At 35.2% G+C, this 17,608-nt stretch carries 14 protein-coding genes and 1 other RNA gene; 7 read left to right on the forward strand and 8 right to left on the reverse strand.

The features are described from left to right. Nucleotides 1–59 precede the first annotated feature (59 nt). Nucleotides 60–2,528, reverse strand: a complete 2,469-nt coding sequence (locus tag ACI6PS_RS05275) for a TonB-dependent receptor (protein WP_421011509.1) — start codon at nucleotides 2,526–2,528, stop codon at nucleotides 60–62. Between the two features lie 12 nt (nucleotides 2,529–2,540). Beyond that, complete coding sequence (locus ACI6PS_RS05280) at nucleotides 2,541–4,235, reverse strand: M23 family metallopeptidase (protein WP_421011510.1); 1,695 nt, start codon at nucleotides 4,233–4,235, stop codon at nucleotides 2,541–2,543. Between the two features lie 184 nt (nucleotides 4,236–4,419). On the opposite strand from ACI6PS_RS05280, the gene ACI6PS_RS05285 reads away from it, so the two are divergent. The 4 genes from ACI6PS_RS05285 (at nucleotide 4,420) to rny (ending at nucleotide 6,786) form a co-directional block, all read left to right on the forward strand. Continuing rightward, entirely contained in the window at nucleotides 4,420–4,710 is a 291-nt protein-coding gene (locus ACI6PS_RS05285) for a hypothetical protein (protein WP_421011511.1), read from the forward strand. Nucleotides 4,711–4,715: 5 nt separating this feature from the next. Then, the gene (locus ACI6PS_RS05290; protein WP_421011512.1) at nucleotides 4,716–5,009 is read left to right on the forward strand and encodes a cell division protein ZapA; all 294 of its coding nucleotides are present in this window, start codon (nucleotides 4,716–4,718) and stop codon (nucleotides 5,007–5,009) included. Nucleotides 5,010–5,062: 53 nt separating this feature from the next. Continuing rightward, a non-coding RNA gene (gene ssrS, locus ACI6PS_RS05295) (6S RNA) lies at nucleotides 5,063–5,169 on the forward strand. Between the two features lie 51 nt (nucleotides 5,170–5,220). Beyond that, nucleotides 5,221–6,786: a ribonuclease Y gene (gene rny / locus ACI6PS_RS05300; protein WP_421011513.1), complete on the forward strand. Its 1,566-nt coding sequence runs from the start codon at nucleotides 5,221–5,223 to the stop codon at nucleotides 6,784–6,786. Nucleotides 6,787–6,864: 78 nt separating this feature from the next. On the opposite strand, the gene ACI6PS_RS05305 is transcribed toward rny, so the two are convergent. The 3 genes from ACI6PS_RS05305 to ACI6PS_RS05315 form a co-directional block, all read right to left on the reverse strand. Then, the gene (locus ACI6PS_RS05305) at nucleotides 6,865–8,382 is read right to left on the reverse strand and encodes a sensor histidine kinase (RefSeq protein WP_421011514.1); all 1,518 of its coding nucleotides are present in this window, start codon (nucleotides 8,380–8,382) and stop codon (nucleotides 6,865–6,867) included. Between the two features lie 83 nt (nucleotides 8,383–8,465). Further along, nucleotides 8,466–9,362, reverse strand: a complete 897-nt coding sequence (gene xerD / locus ACI6PS_RS05310; protein ID WP_421011515.1) for a site-specific tyrosine recombinase XerD — start codon at nucleotides 9,360–9,362, stop codon at nucleotides 8,466–8,468. A 74-nt stretch (nucleotides 9,363–9,436) separates the two neighbouring features. After that, nucleotides 9,437–10,024, reverse strand: coding sequence for an outer membrane beta-barrel protein (locus ACI6PS_RS05315; protein ID WP_421011516.1), 588 nt, complete (start codon nucleotides 10,022–10,024; stop codon nucleotides 9,437–9,439). 340 nt (nucleotides 10,025–10,364) lie between these two features. On the opposite strand from ACI6PS_RS05315, the gene ACI6PS_RS05320 reads away from it, so the two are divergent. The 3 genes from ACI6PS_RS05320 to ACI6PS_RS05330 all read left to right on the forward strand — a co-directional run bounded on the left by ACI6PS_RS05320 (nucleotide 10,365) and on the right by ACI6PS_RS05330 (nucleotide 14,006). Then, complete coding sequence (locus tag ACI6PS_RS05320; RefSeq protein ID WP_421011517.1) at nucleotides 10,365–10,907, forward strand: porin family protein; 543 nt, start codon at nucleotides 10,365–10,367, stop codon at nucleotides 10,905–10,907. A gap of 93 nt (nucleotides 10,908–11,000) precedes the next feature. Beyond that, the gene (gene aroQ, locus ACI6PS_RS05325; RefSeq protein WP_421011518.1) at nucleotides 11,001–11,414 is read left to right on the forward strand and encodes a type II 3-dehydroquinate dehydratase; all 414 of its coding nucleotides are present in this window, start codon (nucleotides 11,001–11,003) and stop codon (nucleotides 11,412–11,414) included. 111 nt (nucleotides 11,415–11,525) lie between these two features. After that, the gene (locus ACI6PS_RS05330) at nucleotides 11,526–14,006 is read left to right on the forward strand and encodes a DUF5686 and carboxypeptidase regulatory-like domain-containing protein (protein ID WP_421011519.1); all 2,481 of its coding nucleotides are present in this window, start codon (nucleotides 11,526–11,528) and stop codon (nucleotides 14,004–14,006) included. A gap of 106 nt (nucleotides 14,007–14,112) precedes the next feature. Here ACI6PS_RS05330 and ctlX read toward each other — a convergent pair whose 3' ends face one another. The 3 genes from ctlX to ACI6PS_RS05345 form a co-directional block, all read right to left on the reverse strand. After that, the gene (ctlX, locus tag ACI6PS_RS05335) at nucleotides 14,113–15,048 is read right to left on the reverse strand and encodes a citrulline utilization hydrolase CtlX (protein WP_421011520.1); all 936 of its coding nucleotides are present in this window, start codon (nucleotides 15,046–15,048) and stop codon (nucleotides 14,113–14,115) included. A gap of 1 nt (nucleotide 15,049) precedes the next feature. After that, on the reverse strand, nucleotides 15,050–15,964 hold the full coding sequence (locus ACI6PS_RS05340; protein ID WP_421011521.1) for a dimethylarginine dimethylaminohydrolase family protein: 915 nt from the start codon (nucleotides 15,962–15,964) through the stop codon (nucleotides 15,050–15,052). A gap of 169 nt (nucleotides 15,965–16,133) precedes the next feature. Then, entirely contained in the window at nucleotides 16,134–17,417 is a 1,284-nt protein-coding gene (locus ACI6PS_RS05345; RefSeq protein WP_421011522.1) for a citrate synthase, read from the reverse strand. Between the last annotated feature and the right edge of the window lie 191 nt (nucleotides 17,418–17,608).

The raw sequence follows: 17,608 nt of genomic DNA on the forward strand, positions 1-17,608 counted from the left end.
TCATCAGAATTCTATTCAAATATAGTGATTTTTAAAACTTTCTTTTAGTATTAACGTATTTATAACCTTGCTGATAGTTTCAAATTGAAAACCCTTGTCGTCAAATAATTAGGAACACCATATTGATTTTTCGAATAAACATCTCGTACCCAAGTGTTTGTTATGGCGTTTTGGTTATCAAATAAATTGAAGATTTCAAAACCAAATGATAAGTCTTTGAATCTTTTCAGCCAATGCCCTTCCGGTCGTTTGGCATTATTATCTGTTAAAACATACGAAAATCCAACATCCGCTCGACGGTAATCACGCAAACGCAACTGATAGGCATAAGGATCAGCATAAGACGGCGAACCTCCTGGCAAACCTGTATTGTAAACCAAATTCAAGTATAATTTGACACTTGGAATGTTCGGCATATAATCCTGGAAAAGTATCCCGAATTTCAATCGCTGATCGGTTGGACGCGCGATAAAACCCTTATTATCAATGTTTTCTTCGGTTTTCATATAACCAAAACTCAACCAAGATTCAGTTCCAGGAACAAATTCACCGTTCAATCTCAAATCCAAACCTTGGGCAAAAGCTTTTGCGTTATTATTGGCAGCATATCGAATTCTGACATTTTCTAACGTATAAGGATTTACATCTGTCAGTGATTTATAATAAGCTTCTGAAACCAATTTAAAAGGTCGATCCCACATTTTAAAACTATAATCATTGCTCAAAACAATATGAAACGACTGCTGTGCCTTTACATCTGGATTAACAGCACCGTTCATATCGCGCAACTCGCGGTAAAAAGGCGGTTGATGATACAATCCTCCCGAAAGCCTGAAAACCATATCCTTATCCCAATCCGGTTTGATGGCGATAGAAGCTCTCGGACTGAATGTAGTTTGGCTTTTTCCAGTTAAATCATCACCAGAAACCTGCCAATTGTGAGCTCTTACACCCGCATTGTACCAAACTTCGTGATCACCAATCTCATCTTTTCGGCTCCACTGCATATAACCCGAAAGACGGTCAATTTTTACATAATTTGTAGCTCTAACATTCTGATAAGGAACCAACGGCCCAACATACGGATTATAAGGTTGTTCATTAACAGGTAATTCAAATTTCGGAGGATTCAATGAAAAACCGGCAGAATCAATTACTTCCCACTCTACGATCCTGTCTCTGATATCTTCACGAGTGTACTTGAAACCCCATTCGATTGTGTTTTTTTCTATCTGATGCACACCTTTTACTTCGGCATTTACAATCAAGGCATCCAAATCATTTCGGGCATGATTCAACTGAGAACCGATTCCTTCTGAGAAATCTACATTTCCAAAATCGTCAGAACCAATGCTGGTATTGACTTCACCCAAACGATATTGTGCAAAAATGTCAAAGTATTCCTGTTCTGTCGTATGATAAGCCGAACCTATAAACTTAAATGTATTATTTTCATTTGCCTGATAAACCGATTTGAAAGCTCCAAAAAAAGTACGGTATTCGTCTTTTTCTTTTCCGTCGTAAACAACCAACAAAGCTATCGGATCGCTAATTGTTCCAAAATTCGTCTGACGGCTCAAAGGCTCATAGCTGTATTTGTTTTGTGAAACATTCCCTAGAAAACTCCATTGCCATTTTGTAGAAGGCGTGTAAGTAAAGTAGGTTTGTACATCCGCAAATGAAGGTCTGAAATTGCTTTCCGTTTCTTGACTGTTCACCAAAAGACTGTTGTCCCGGTAACGGATTCCTGTAATATTTGTCCATTTTTGATTAGGAGAAACAGCTTCCACCGCAACACTTCCGCCAAGAAAACTGGCTTCGGCCGAAGCGCCAAATCCTTTTGGAATTCTATACGTTATATCTAAAACAGACGACAATTTATCACCATATTTTGCTTGAAAACCACCTGCTGAAAAATCAACATTTTCAACCATATCGGTATTGGTGAAGCTCAAACCTTCTTGTTGTCCTGAACGAATCAAGAAAGGACGGTACACTTCGATTTCGTTTACATAAACCAAGTTTTCATCATAATTTCCACCACGCACATTATATTGGCTACTCAACTCATTATTTCCGCTCACACCTGCGAAAGTCTTCAAAATACTTTCTACTCCAGGATTTGCGGATGGATTTTTCCTAATAGTAGCCGGATCAATGTTTTCAAGGCCTTGCGAACGTTTTCTACTTTTTGTATTGATGACAACATCAGACAATTGTTCAGCATTTGACTTTAAAATAGGATTGAATTCAAAATTTTCATTTGTATTCAGATTCACAACTTGGGTAGCTTTTTTTAAGTTTATATGACTGAAAACAATCGTAACATTTTCATTTGCGGGAACATATAAGACATAGTAGCCGTTTTTATCCGAAGCAGTAAAACCGTTCGAAAACGTAACGTTTACATTTTCTACAGGCTTGTTATTTTCATCAAGAATTACACCCTGAATCCTTGCCGTCTGTGCGAAAGCAGTAAAACTAAAAAGAAAAAAAAACAGAGTAAATAAGGTATGTTGTGTTTTCAAGAGGACTTTTTATTATTTTTTTTGACTTCTAAAAAAATGAGTTTCAAAGATAGTAGAATTTCCAACATTATCTGTAACGACCACTTTTAAATCGTTTCGACCTTCGGCTAAAAACTTCTCCTCAAACTCGTGAACGATTGTCTTGGTTTTGTAATCGTATTCAAACAAAACCCATTTCCCATTCAGATAACCACTAAACGTTTTAATTCCCGATAAATTATCGCTGATAGTCAATTTTAAATTGCTTTGGTTGCTCAACCATTTTCCTTCTTTGATGTTTACAGGAGTGATTCTTGGCGCCGTAGTATCTTTTGCCAAAACAAATTTTCCAAGATTTTTAGTGTAGGATGTAAAAACGCTGTCTTTTATTTTGGTAAAGTTAAAGCTCAACCTTTTCCCTTCAACTGAAGCAATGAACATTTTTTCCTTTTCAGCTGGCGTAAATTTATTGTTTTCGATGGTTACGGTAAAATTATTATGAACCGCTACCGATTCGTCGTGAAAAGTCAAAGTATCATCTTTTACATCAAAATTTAGATAGAAATCATCATAAAAAGTTCCGGCCGGAACAAAAACCGACATATTGTCTTTCTTGTAAATATTGTCGTTTTTGGCTTTCAGGAAATAATCCGTTTTCTTGATATTGTTTGCAATTGTTGGCTGGTTGGGCGAATATTGAATTGGAACACTAACCACAACTTTATTGTTATTAAAATCTGAAACTTCAATTCGATAATTATTGGTAAGGTTCGGTTTTACTTCTATCACACCCAAATTTTCGTTGGTTTTGATTAAACTCAACGGATAAGAATTGGTCATGAATAACTGCTGAATGCGCACTCCCATTCTCTTAAATCGATAAAAATCAAGCAATGCGTTGATGTAACGACTTTCGTCGAAAGCAAAAGTATCGAACTGATAACCAAAATGCGGAACTCCATTTAAATACGATTGCACTTTATAAAGTCCGTTTTTATTGTAATTGAAATCAAACATATCGTAGGAACTGATTCCAAAACCAACTTTTCCGTTGACCGCTACTTTTTCGGAAACATAGCTTCCATCGGGCTGAAGCGAAATGTTCAGGGTAATAGGTTGAAGCGATTGGTTTACGCTTGAGTTTTCTCCAACAGGATATGCCATCAATGTTGTAACTGCTGGTAATTTGGTATCTTTTATCAAAGCATCAAAACCAAAAAGCAAAGGATTGATCGGTTTTTCGGATTGCGTGTCACGAAATTCAAAATGAAGATGCGGACCGCCGGATCCTCCCGAATTTCCGGAAAATGCAATAAGTTCACCTTGCTTTACTGGCAAATCTCCCGGCTTTGGAAACATTTCTATTTCGTAGGTTTCTTCTTTGTAATGATTGTCACGGATGTATGCTTCAATTGTAGGAGAAGCTTTTTTCAAATGACCATAAACTGTTGTATATCCATTTGGATGGGTAATGTAAATTGCCTTTCCATAACCGAAAGTTGAAATTTTTATACGCGAAACGTAGCCTTCCGCGGAAGCGTAAACATTCAAGCCTTCTTTTTGCTGGGTTTTAAAATCCAAACCGGTATGAAAGTGGTTGCTTCTCAATTCGCCGAAGGAACCTGAAAGATGAAGCGGGATATCTAATGGTGATTTAAAATAATCCTTTGGATAATTCTGAGAAAAAACCGGTATGGCTAATAGTAAAAAAAGCAATCGTAAAGTCATAACAAACATTTTTGCTAATATAAAAAAAAGTCACAATCTAACCGAGAAATAGTTCAAATTATAACTAGCTATTTTTCAAATTATTATAGTAAAAAGCATTAAATTTCGTAAAAAACAATTAAAAACATTGTGTAATAAAATAGGAATATTAACTTTGTAGATTATGTAACGAAATATTGCGTCAATGAGTGAAATTGCGGAAATTGTTGATACTCTTGAGAATAGACTTTCGAAACTTTTTGCTAAATTGGATAATTTAGAGAAGACTTCGAAGGAGCTACAAGACGAATTGCAAAAATCGGCAACCATCATACAAAATCAGTCTCGTGAGATTGAAACCTTGAAAGGAAAGTATAACACACTCAAGATGGCCAATTCGTTACTGGGCAGTGAAGAAAATAAAAGAGATACAAAGCTTAAGATAAATTCATTAATTCGTGAAATTGATTACTGTATTGCACAGTTATCCGATTAGTAAGTATGGACGAAAAGCTTAAAATTAAAATATCAATTGCAGACAGAGTTTATCCGTTAACGGTAGATATGTCGCAGGAAGAAGGTCTGAGAAGTGCTTCTAAAAAAATTGATATTATGATCAAGCAATTCGAAGAAAATTATGCCGTGAGGGACAAACAGGATGTTTTGGCGATGTGTGCTTTACAATTTGCATCACAATTAGAGCAAAAACAAATCGATACAACCACGGATAATACAGAAACCAACGAAAGATTAAAAAAAATAAACAATCTTTTAGCGCAATATCTCGAGAAATAAACGTTCTTAAACATAGACTAAAATACTGCCTACATTAGTTCATATTTTGGTAAACTCAACACTAACAATTTAGAATGAGCAAATCATCGTTACTATAGCAAGCCGTTTCAGTACGGAAGCTTGAACAGCGAGTTAGCTCAAAACTTGTCCTTACGAGTTTATACAATTCACTCTAATGTAGGCTTTTTTTATATACAAAAACAAAAACAAAATGGACAGTACATTAATTATAGTTATCGTAGGAATAGTAGGTATTTCGGGAGGTTTCTTCATCGCAAAACTGATGGAAAAGAACAATGTTTCTACCTTGATTAAAAACGCAAGAAAAGAAGCGACATCAATTCTAAAAGACGCCAATTTAGAGGCTGAAAATATCAAAAAGGATAAAATTCTACAAGCAAAAGAGAAGTTTATCGAATTAAAAGCAGAGCACGAACAAGTAATCCTTGGAAGAGATAAAAAGGTTGCAGAAGTAGAAAAAAGAATCCGTGACAAGGAATCTCAAGTTTCAAGCGAATTGTCGAAAGCGAAAAAAGTAAACGACGATTTCGAAGCCAAAACAAAAGAGTATCTTTCTAAGATTGAAATACTTGACAAGAAGCAACTTGAGGTTGACAAGATGCACAAAAGTCAATTGGAACAACTTGAAGTTATTTCAGGCCTTTCGGCTGAGGAAGCTAAAAACCAATTGGTTGAAGGTTTGAAAGCAGAAGCCAAAACTGGTGCGATGTCCTACATCCAAGATACTTTGGAAGAAGCTAAACTTACAGCCCAACAGGAAGCGAAGAAAATCATCATCAATACCATTCAAAGAGTTGGAACGGAAGAAGCAGTGGAGAATTGCGTTTCTGTTTTCAACATCGAATCGGATGATGTAAAAGGTAGGATCATTGGTCGTGAAGGTAGAAATATCCGTGCTTTGGAAGCTGCAACTGGTGTAGAAATCATTGTTGACGATACTCCCGAAGCGATCATTCTTTCCTGCTTTGATCCGGTTAGAAGAGAAATTGCCCGTTTGGCTTTGCATAAGTTGGTAACCGACGGAAGGATTCACCCGGCGAGAATCGAAGAAGTTGTTGCCAAAACAACCAAACAAATTGACGATGAAATCATTGAAGTTGGTAAGAGAACCGTAATCGATTTAGGAATCCACGGATTGCACCCAGAATTGATTAAAGTGGTGGGTAGAATGAAATACCGTTCTTCTTACGGACAGAATCTACTGCAACACTCGCGTGAGGTTTCCAAGCTTTGTGGAATCATGGCGGCTGAACTAGGATTGAACGTAAAATTGGCTAAAAGAGCTGGTTTACTGCATGATATTGGTAAAGTTCCAGACACAGAAAGCGATTTGCCACACGCATTGTTAGGTATGCAATGGGCTGAGAAATATGGTGAAAAAGAAGAAGTGTGCAACGCGATTGGAGCCCACCACGACGAGATTGAAATGAAATCATTGCTTTCTCCTATTGTTCAGGTTTGTGATGCGATTTCAGGTGCAAGACCAGGCGCTAGACGTCAGGTTTTAGATTCTTACATCCAACGTCTGAAAGATTTGGAAGAGATTGCATTTGGATTCCACGGAGTGAAAAATGCCTATGCGATTCAAGCAGGTAGAGAATTACGTGTAATCGTTGAAAGCGAAAAAGTATCGGATGAAAAAGCAGTTTCACTTTCATTTGATATCTCACAAAAGATTCAAACCGAAATGACTTATCCTGGACAAGTGAAAATTACAGTTATTAGAGAAACCAGAGCTGTAAATATTGCCAAATAAAATGAAATTAGAAAACGCCTCAATTGAGGCGTTTTTTTTTATGCTTGATAAGTAGATCCTGCAGATTTAGATCTTACACTAATCCTCATTAAAATAAATTTTAAAACAAGAACCGCAATTCACTTCACTCTCTACTTCTACTCTACCTCCCATAGCTTCAATCTGATTTTTTGACATAAACAATCCAATTCCTCTAGAATTCGGATGCTTATGAAAGGTCTTGTACATTCCAAAAAGGGAATTTCCATGCCTTCTTAGATCAATTCCTAGTCCATTGTCGGATATTGAAAGTACCTTTACACCTTCGACCAATTCAAAATCATACTGAATTTTTGGCGTTCTTTCCGAGTGAGAATATTTTACCGCATTGGTTGAAAAATTCAATAGAATACTCTCTAAGTAAGCTGGATTGAAATAAACAGTGATGTCTTTCGGGATGTTGATATTAATTTCCACCTTATGCCTTGCAAATTCCTCACTCAATAAATTAATCATCTTTCTTAAATATTGCGATAGGTTAAGATGCTCTCTTATGGGTTTTAAATCAGAATTAATATCTACCAATTCTTTAAGATTCTCAATCGTTTCGGTCAAATCATTAGAATTTGTCCTCATATAAATCAGGCTTTCTTCTTTAATATCTTGGTCAGCATCCGATTCAATTATATCCATTAACATTTGGAAATTATTTGCATGCGACCTGAGATTATGAGAAACAATATGGGCGAAATTCAACAATCTTTTATTTTGTTCGTTTAGGATTTCAAGTGTCTTTTTCAATTCATTTTCTCTTTCAATTTGCATTGAAATATCAGAATGAGTACCAATAACCCTCAACGCATTTCCCAATAAATCACGATCAACTACCTTCCCTTTGCTCAAAATCCATTTGTAAGTTCCGTCATTAGTCAAAACTCTTTGGAGATTTTCATAGAAGGAAAATGTATTTTCAAAATGAAATTGTATGTCTTTTTTATACTTTTCAAGATCATCTGGATGGATCCTACTGTCCCAGTCGTCTATCGAAAGGATTTTGTCTTGCTCCTCGAAGCCCAACATTTTCATGGATTGAGACGAAAAGAAAACTTGGCTTGTAGTAACATTATAATCCCAGATTCCTTCCGAAGAAGCTTCCAAGGCAAACTCATAACGCTGTTCAGAAATTTTCAACTTTAACTCCTGCTTTACATTTTCGGTATAATCGCTAACACGTCCATAGAAAACAAAATCATCGGCGTTTGCTTCCTTCGTGGCATTTACCCTAAACCATCTCAAACCTTTTACAGGAAGGTCACATCTGAACTCAAAATACCATGTTTCAAAATTGAGTTTTGCCGTTTCGATAGAATTTAAAAAAGCATTAAAATCTTCGGAAATGATTTTCTTTTGAAGGACTTCAATTGTATTTTGATCAATTTCCTCATCTGTAAGCTCAAAATGACTTATAACAGATTCACTTAAAAACGGGAACCTAATTGTTCCTTTTTTGGAGATTGTCATCTGGAATATCAGGTCGGGAATTTGCGACAAAAGCTTGTCGTAGAAAATTATCTTTTCTTTACGCTTAAACGAATCCGGGAATTTATCTAACTTCATCTATTTAATTGGGGCTGAATATTTTGAAAAGATAAAACATTACTATTAAACGGATGCAAATTTACATAAAATTTACATACTAATTATTTTCTTGGATGAAAAGTGTTTATAATTTCTGACAAATGTTTTCTGTCTAAATGCACGTAAATTTCAGTTGTAGTAATGGATTCATGCCCCAACATCAGCTGTATGGAACGTAAATCGGCTCCATTTTCCAGAAGATGTGTTGCGAAAGAATGCCGTAAAGTATGCGGACTGATGACTTTGTTAAGATTTATTTTTACCGCCAAATCTTTAATTATTGTAAAGATCATGGCCCTTGTAAGTTGCTTTCCCCTTCTATTTAGGAATAAGGTATCTTCATAGCCTTTTTGTATGTTCAAATGATTTCTTACAGTATTTCTATAAATCTGAATGTACTTTTCAGTGAGTTTACTAATGGGTACAAATCTTTGTTTGTTGCCTTTTCCAGTAATTTTCACAAAACCTTCATCAAAAAACAAATCGGAAATTTTGAGTTCCGTAAGTTCCGAAACTCGGAGTCCGCAACCGTAAAGCGTTTCCAACATTGCACGGTTCCGCTCGCCTTCATTTGAACTCAAATCGATCGCATCAATCAGCCTGTCAATATCTTCAAGAGATAAAGTATCCGGCAATTTCCTCCCTATCCGTGGAGTTTCTATTAATTCTAAAGGATTATCAGTCCTGTAATCTTCAAAAATCAAATAGCTAAAAAAGCTTTTCAATCCTGAAATTATCCTTGCCTGAGATCTTGGATTTACTTGCTTTGAAATTTCATAAATAAATTGCTGAATTGTTTCTTCAGCAATTTTTTCAGGGGAAACCTTAATTTGATTCGTATCCAAAAAAGCGCACAATCTTTCGATATCAAAAGAATAATTATCGATTGTATTTTGCGATAATCCTCTTTCAATCTTCAAATACGACTGATAGCTTTTCAGAAAAGATTTCCAACTCATACCACAAAGAACGAGAATAATTGGGAATAAAAAAACCACGCAATTTGCGTGGTTTTTAAATCGATAAGTTGAAATTAGAATTTGTAAACAACTCCAAAAGAGATTGCTCTCAAATCAGCACCTAAACCAAAAGTATTTGTTTTTTCAGCACCGTCTCCTCCATTGTCGTTAGAAGTATATCCTAAACCAGCCCAAGTTGCCTCGATAGCCCAGTCGTTAGATACAAAATAGCTTAAACCTAAACCTAAGTTCACCCCAATTTCTTTAGCCTGAGCATCTTCTAATTTATAATCAATACTTCTGTAATCCAAGCCTAAGTTTCCAAATAAAGAAAATTGCGATGCTGGTGTGAAGTAATATCTACCAAAAGCACCAACTGTTAATGCTGTGTTATCTGCAACATCAACTCCGCCATCTTCAGACTTTACAGATGCATAACCTAATTTACCGCCAATTGCGATATTATCAGAAACAAAGTATCCAAATTTAGGCTCGATTTCAAATCCTGATGATTTCTCCTCGCCTGTTTTTTCTGAACCAATAGAGAAAGCTCCAGAAACAAACATAGACCCTTTAGAGAATCCACCGTTACCATTTCCTTCCTGTGCGTTAGCAAAGCCGAATGTCATTACGGCCAATGCAGATAAAATAACTTTTTTCATGTTAATTGTTTTAAAATTGTTTAATCAAATTTATATTAATTTCTTATTAACTCTATTTTAAATGTTTTTCAGTTATTAACAAAGTTATCAACATTTTTTAAAACACAAGAAACCTTTTATTATCCCAAATAGCCTATAAAAACTGAACAAAAATAATTTTCACATTCAATTTGCAGAATTAATTGTTAATAAACCATAAAAACAAATTCAAATTGTTGATACTACTATAACGTTATAGTTAAAAACAATTGAGTTGAAATTTTAATATTTTTTAATGTAATTTTTATAATTTGTAAGAAGTTATTACATTAATTTTACATCAAACTAAACAACCCCTATTATGAAAAAGTTATTTTTAATGGCAATTTTATGTATTGCCGGTTCGACAAGTATGAATGCACAAGGTATTGATTTCGGTGTTAAAGCTGGAGCTAACTTTGCAAAACTCGATGGAGAAGGATTTGAAGGAGATAATCTAACAAGCTTTCACGTTGGTGCCCTACTAGAAGTTAATGTATTTGAAAATTTTTCAGTACAACCAGAGGTAATGTATTCTTCTCAAGGAACAAAAGTAGAAGGTGCTGGCGATTTTAAACTGGACTATATTTCTGTTCCAGTATTAGCAAAATTTTATTTAATTTCAGACAAGCTGAGTTTAGAAGCAGGTCCTCAATTTTCATTTCTTGTAAATGATAGCGCACCAAGTGTGGAAACCCAGTTTGAAACTAAATCATTCGATTTTGCAGCAGTTGGAGGCTTAGCATTTGATGTTACTAACAATATCTTCTTGCAAGCAAGATATGTTGCAGGTTTGACAGACACTTCAAAAGAAGCAAAGGTTACGAACCAAGTAATACAGCTTTCAGTAGGATTAAAATTCTAATTACAAGGAATATTTTTGGAAAGCCGTTTCAAATTTGGAACGGCTTTTTTATTGTACAAAACTTCAATTTCACTATTTTTACAAAAAACGAAAATGCAAATCATTATCATCAATGGACCAACCCTCAATCTTTTAGGCAAAAGAGAACCTGAAATTTATGGCAGTCAAACTTTTGAAGATTATCTTAATCAATTGAGATTGAAATTTCCTGAGGTAAAACTCGATTATTTTCAAAGTAATATTGAAGGTGAAATCATCGACAAAATACAGGAAACTGGTTTTTCTTATGACGGAATAATATTGAATGCCGCTGCTTACACTCATACTTCAATTGGAATTGGAGATGTAGTAAAAGCCATTACTACTCCTGTTATTGAGGTTCATATCTCTAATACTTTCTCAAGAGAAGAATTCAGGCATCAGTCGTATATCTCTCCGAATGCAAAGGGTGTCATCCTTGGTTTTGGCCTGCAAAGTTATGATTTGGCCCTTCAATCCTTTCTTTAAAATTATTATTGAAATTCATAATTCTTTCAAAAAATATGTAAAATCGTGTTAATTAGATTGTAGATGCAACCTTTCTATTGATATATTCGTCTTACCTTAAAACAATATACAATGAAACAAATCTCTACTCTTTTTTTGCTCTTTTCCAGCTTTACGATTTTTGCACAAATTAAAGGAACTGTTACCGACGAAAAGAACCTTCCCCTACCTGTAGTTTCTATTTTTGTTGAAAACACTTATAACGGAACCTCATCTAATGAAGTTGGACAATACGAATTGAACGTAAGGACAACCGGAAAACATACTATCATCTTTCAATATCTTGGCTATAAAACGCTAAAAAAGAACATTACAATTGATAAATTTCCGTTTGTCCTAGATGTTAAATTGGAAGAGGAAAACATCTCACTTTCAGAAGTAGTGATCAATACAAAGGAAAATCCAGCAAATGCGGTTATCCGAAAAGCCATCGCCGCCAAGAAAGACAATGCCGACAACACCGCCCGCTTTAAGGCAGATTTTTATTCCCGTGGTTTGTTCAAGCTAAAAAATGTTCCGAAGAAATTTATGGGACAAGAGATTGGTAACATGGATGGAACGTTAGATTCAACCGGTAGTGGCATTGTTTATCTTTCTGAAACGGTTTCAAAAATCATGTATGAGAAGCCTGATAATTTCAAAGAGAAGATTATTGCGTCCAAAATCAGCGGAAACGATAATGGTTTCAGTTATAATTCTGCCCGAGGAACCAATTTTGATTTCTACAAAAATACAGTTTCTTTCGGCACTAATATGATTTCGCCGATTGCCGACAATGCTTTCAGCTATTACAAATATGTATTGGAAGGAACTTTCCAGGACGAAAACAACCAAATGATCAATAAAATCAAGATCGTTCCAAGACGAGACAGAGAGCCTGTTTTTGAAGGTTACATCTATATTGTAGAAGATTCCTGGGCTATCTATGGTGTTGATGTTGATGTGAAAGGTTATCGCTCTCACCAAGATTTTATGGATGTGATGAATTTGAAACAAAATTACAACTACAATAAAACTACACATGTTTGGTCTAAAAATCTTCAAAGCCTAGAATTTACAGCAGGTGCTTTTGGGGTTAAATTCCTTGGAAAGTTTACGCACGTTTTCAGCAATTATGAGTTTCCGGATAAATTCGAAAAGAAAACATTTACCAATGAAATCCTGAGTTTTGAAGAAAATGCCAATAAAAAGGATTCGGTTTATTGGAATGCCTACCGACCAGTTCCCTTGACTTTGGAAGAAAGTAATGATTATGTAAAAAAAGATAGCTTACAAACATTAAGAAAATCAGAAAAGTACTTGGACTCAATTGATGCAAAGGGAAATAAGTTTAAAATATTTGATATTATCACGGGTTATACCTATAAAAAATCGATGGATAAATGGTCTTTCAATTACGCTGGAATATCTGATTTGGCTTCAACTAGTTATAACACCGTTCAAGGATGGAATTTAAATTCGGGTTTCTCTTTCAGAAAGTGGAATGAAGAAAATGGAAAATACACCTATATCAATTCTGTTTTTAATTATGGCTTTGCGGAAGACAGATTGCGTGTGATGGGAAGTTATTATCACCGATTCAATAATCAGAATTATGCTGCTATCTCTGTTGCTGGAGGAAGTTCCGTAAGTCAGTTTAACAATGCTAATCCAATTTCTAATATTGTAAACACAGTAAGCTCTTTATTTTTTAAGGATAATTACATGAAATTATACAACAAGGAATTTGCCCAAATCAATTACGGCCAGAACGTGGCAAACGGTTTGTATTTAAATGGAAAATTAGAATATGAACAGCGAAAACCACTTTTCAACAATACCGATTATGTAATTATTAAAGACAGCGATTTGTTTACTTCGAACAATCCGTTAGCGCCAGATAATTATTTGAACGCTCCTTTTGAGCAACATCAATTGGTGAAAGCATCTATTTTTGGTAGAATTAATTTCGGACAAAAATACATTTCAAGGCCAGATGGAAAATTCAATATTAGAAACGGCAAATATCCAACATTGACTTTCAACTACGAAAAAGCATTTGCCGCAACGGATAAATCCTATGAATTTCACGCAGTTTCAGGTTCACTTTATTATGACAAAACATTAGGAAATAAAGGAACACTTTCGATGAATTTGAAAGGTGGAAAGTTTTTTGATGCTGACAATATTTCTTTTATCGATTACAAACATTTCAACGGAAACCAAACACACATTGGAACTGCCGATCGATATTTGAATGTATTCAACTTGATGCCGTATTATGCAAACAGTACAAACAAATCCTACTTTGAATCGCACTTTGAGCACAATGACAATGGCTTTATTATGAATAAAATTCCGTTATTGAACAAATTGAATACAACACTTATCCTAGGCTTTCATAATTTGGCTACAGCCGATAAAAAACCGTATCAGGAATTTTCAGTTGGTTTGGATCGTTTGGGTTTTGGAAAATTCAAACTGTTGCGAGTTGATTATGTTCGTTCGTATCAAAACGGATATATTGGAGATGGTGTTGTCTTTGGACTAAAGTTTTTGAATTTACTTGAATAAAATTTTGTCGCAAAGGCTCAAAGTCACAAAGATTTAAAACCTTAAACCATAAAAAACCCGAAGAACACAATCTTCGGGTTTTTCATTTTTATAATATAAAAAATATTTAATTCTTCGGAAGAAAAATCTCAGCCATCATACATCTTGCACTTCCACCACCACAAGCTTCAATGGTATCAAGACTTGAACTCAAGATTTCTGCATGTTTCTCAAGTTGAGCAATCTGTTTTTCAGTCAAACTCTGATGCGCTGCGGCACTCATAATCAGGTATCGCTTATCGTTTGCACCTTTCACTTCAAGCATATTTCCTGCAAAATTGTTTACTTGGTCTTCTGTAATCAGAATAATTTCTTTTCCGTCTTCTTTCAAGTTGTCTAACACCATTTTACGTTCTTTCTTGTCATCAATGCAATCTGCACAGATCACTGCAAAAGTTTCTCCCAGACACATCATTACATTCGTATGATAAATCAGTTTTCTCTCTCCGTTTACGGTTTGGAAAGCTTCAAAAATTATCGGAGCCAAATCGAAATCTTCACAAAATTCAATAAACAATTCTTCATCAGCACGTGGCGATAAAGCGCAATAGGCTTTTTTATTAGCACGGTCAAGCAATAAACTTCCTGTTCCTTCCAAGAAAAAACCATCGTCCTCTGCTTCCGTATAATCTACTATATTGTCTATTTGGAAACCTTTTTCTTCTAATAAATCCAAAATTTCCTCTCGACGCTCTTGCCTACGGTTTTCAGCAAACATTGGATATAACGCCACATCTCCATTTTCGTGAAAGGATATCCAGTTGTTCGGAAAAATAGAATCTGGTGTATCTGGATTTAAAGTATCGTCCACAACCGTTACATCAACACCCACATAGCGGAGTTTTTCTACAAAAGCATCAAACTCTTGTTGCGCCTTTGCATTTACAGTTGCCGGTAAAAGTCCATCTAAAACTTTCTGATAGTAATTATTTACAGCGGTTTGTTCGTTCATCCTGAAAGCTACAGGACGAATCATTAGTATGGAATTGGTAGTTTGTTTCATTTTAATCTCTAATTAACGGTAAAGTTGAACATCTCAAAAGCCCTTCTTGTTTGGCAATTTCAGCATAAGGAATTTCTTCAACTGTAAATCCTTTTTCTCTAAGCCAGTTGTTTAGTCTTGTAAAGTTTTTTTCAGAAACCACAACATCTGGAGCAATTGAAAATACATTTGAATTCATATTGTACATTTCATCTCTGGTGATGTGAAAAAGATTTTCCTTTCCAAAAAGTTTTACCAGATACATATAATCGGCTTCTTCGCGGAAACCACTTTTATAAATAATTCCTTTATCGGTTCCGACAGGTTGGAAGCAACAATCCAAGTGCAATGCATTATCGCGAGCCTCGATTTTAGATTTTACCAAATCGAATTCCTTTACAATCTTATTTGGAAACAAATCCTTGATGTATTGCACACCTTCCATATTGGTTCTTGCAGTGATATAATCCTTATAATCGCTTCCTTTGTAGGTTCCGATAAAAATATAATCGTTCCAAACCATCACGTCACCACCTTCAATATGTACTTCTTCATGAGGTCGAACCACTTTTTTAGGATCCATTTGGTCGATTACATATTGAATCGCATCCAATTCTCTTTCACGATCTGGCAAAATGTTGGCTTTTATGAAAGTATCGTCAATTACAAATCCTATATCTCGTGAGAAAATCTGATTATAGTTTTCAATCATTTCAGGACGAAAAACTTTCACGTCATATTTCTCGAATACCTTATTGAAGGCTTCCATTTCCGCAACCATATCCTTTTCAACTGGATAAGTCCCTGCCAAGATGTGTTCTAAAGATTTAGGATCGTAGGCTTCATCTGCTGTAGGCGTTGGACCATTATTTACTGCCGAGCCGAGTACGACGGCCCTTAATCTTGATGTTTCGTTTTTTACATTTAATTGCAACATAGCTTTTGGCTTTTCCTACGGCATTTTGTTGTCATAGGTAGGCAAATATAAAAAAAGGGACTCGATTATTGAAGTTTTCTTATCGTAATAGTCGTTAATTTATCGATTAAATAAATTCCATAAAAAAACCTCTCACAATTGGAGAGGTTTTTGAAATACTATAAGACTATTATCTGTTTTCTACAGTTTTAAAGTCTCTTAAAGGATGACCTGTATAAATTTGTCTTGGTCTTCCGATTGGTTCTTTGTTTACACGCATTTCTTTCCATTGTGCGATCCATCCTGGCAAACGTCCGATGGCAAACATTACAGTGAACATATCTGTTGGAATTCCCAAAGCACGGTAGATGATTCCAGAATAGAAATCTACGTTTGGATATAGGTTTCTAGATTTGAAGTAGTCGTCGTTCAAAGCCGCTTCTTCTAATTTTTTAGCGATAGCCAAAACTGGATCGTCAACACCTAAAGTTGCCAAAACCTCATCGGCCGCTTTCTTGATGATTCTTGCTCTTGGATCGAAGTTTTTGTAAACTCTGTGTCCGAAGCCCATCAAACGGAAAGGATCATCTTTGTCTTTTGCTTTCGCCATGTATTTATCTGCATCTCCACCATCTTTTTGGATGGCTTCAAGCATTTCCAAAACAGCTTGGTTCGCTCCACCGTGAAGTGGTCCCCAAAGTGCAGAAACTCCTGCAGAGATAGAAGCGAATAATCCTGATTGAGAAGAACCAACCATTCTTACTGTTGAAGTAGAACAGTTTTGTTCGTGGTCTGCGTGAAGGATAAACAATTTATCCAATGCAGAAACTACAACCGGATTGATTTCATAAGGTCCAGTTGGCAATTCAAACATCAAACGCATGAAATTCTCAACATATCCTTTTGTATTGTCGTAATAGTTCAATGGGAAACCAGAACTTTTTCTGAACGTCCAAGTTGCCAAAACAAGGAATTTACCCATTGTTTTACAAACCGTATCGTACATTTCTTTTTCATTATCAACATTTACAACTTTTGGATTAAAAGCTGTCAATGCGCTTGTCAATGAAGATAAAACGCCCATCGGGTGAGCTGTTTTTGGGAAACCATCAATGATGTTTTTCATTTCCTCATTTACCAAGGTATACTTTCTAATGTCTTCTTCAAACTGGTGCAATTGTTGTTTTGTAGGCAATTCTCCAAAGATTACCAAATAAGAAACTTCTAGGAAATCTGCTTTTTCAGCCAAATCTTCGATAGAGTAACCTCTGTAACGTAAAATTCCTTCTTCACCATCTAGGAAAGTAATATCGCTTTTGCAAGATCCTGAATTTTTATAACCCGGATCCATCGTTATTATTCCTGTTAAATCACGTAATTTGTTGATATCGATTGCAACTTCTCCTTCACTCCCTTGAATTACAGGAAATTCGAATTTTTTACCATCGATTTCTAATATTGCTGTTTTTGACATAATTGTTTTGTATTTTATTCTTGATATAATAATTTAACAAACTTAAGGAATTGCAATTGAATTAAAAAATGAATAGTGCAACGAAATCGTTAATAATTGTATAAAATATGCAAAATTGATATATACTCCTAAAAAATAAAAAACCCACGGTTATGGCTCCGTGGGTTTAGAATAAAAAACAGATTATTTAA

Source organism: Flavobacterium sp. PLA-1-15, from assembly GCF_049060005.1.
In the GTDB taxonomy this organism is placed as follows: Bacteria; Bacteroidota; Bacteroidia; order Flavobacteriales; family Flavobacteriaceae; genus Flavobacterium.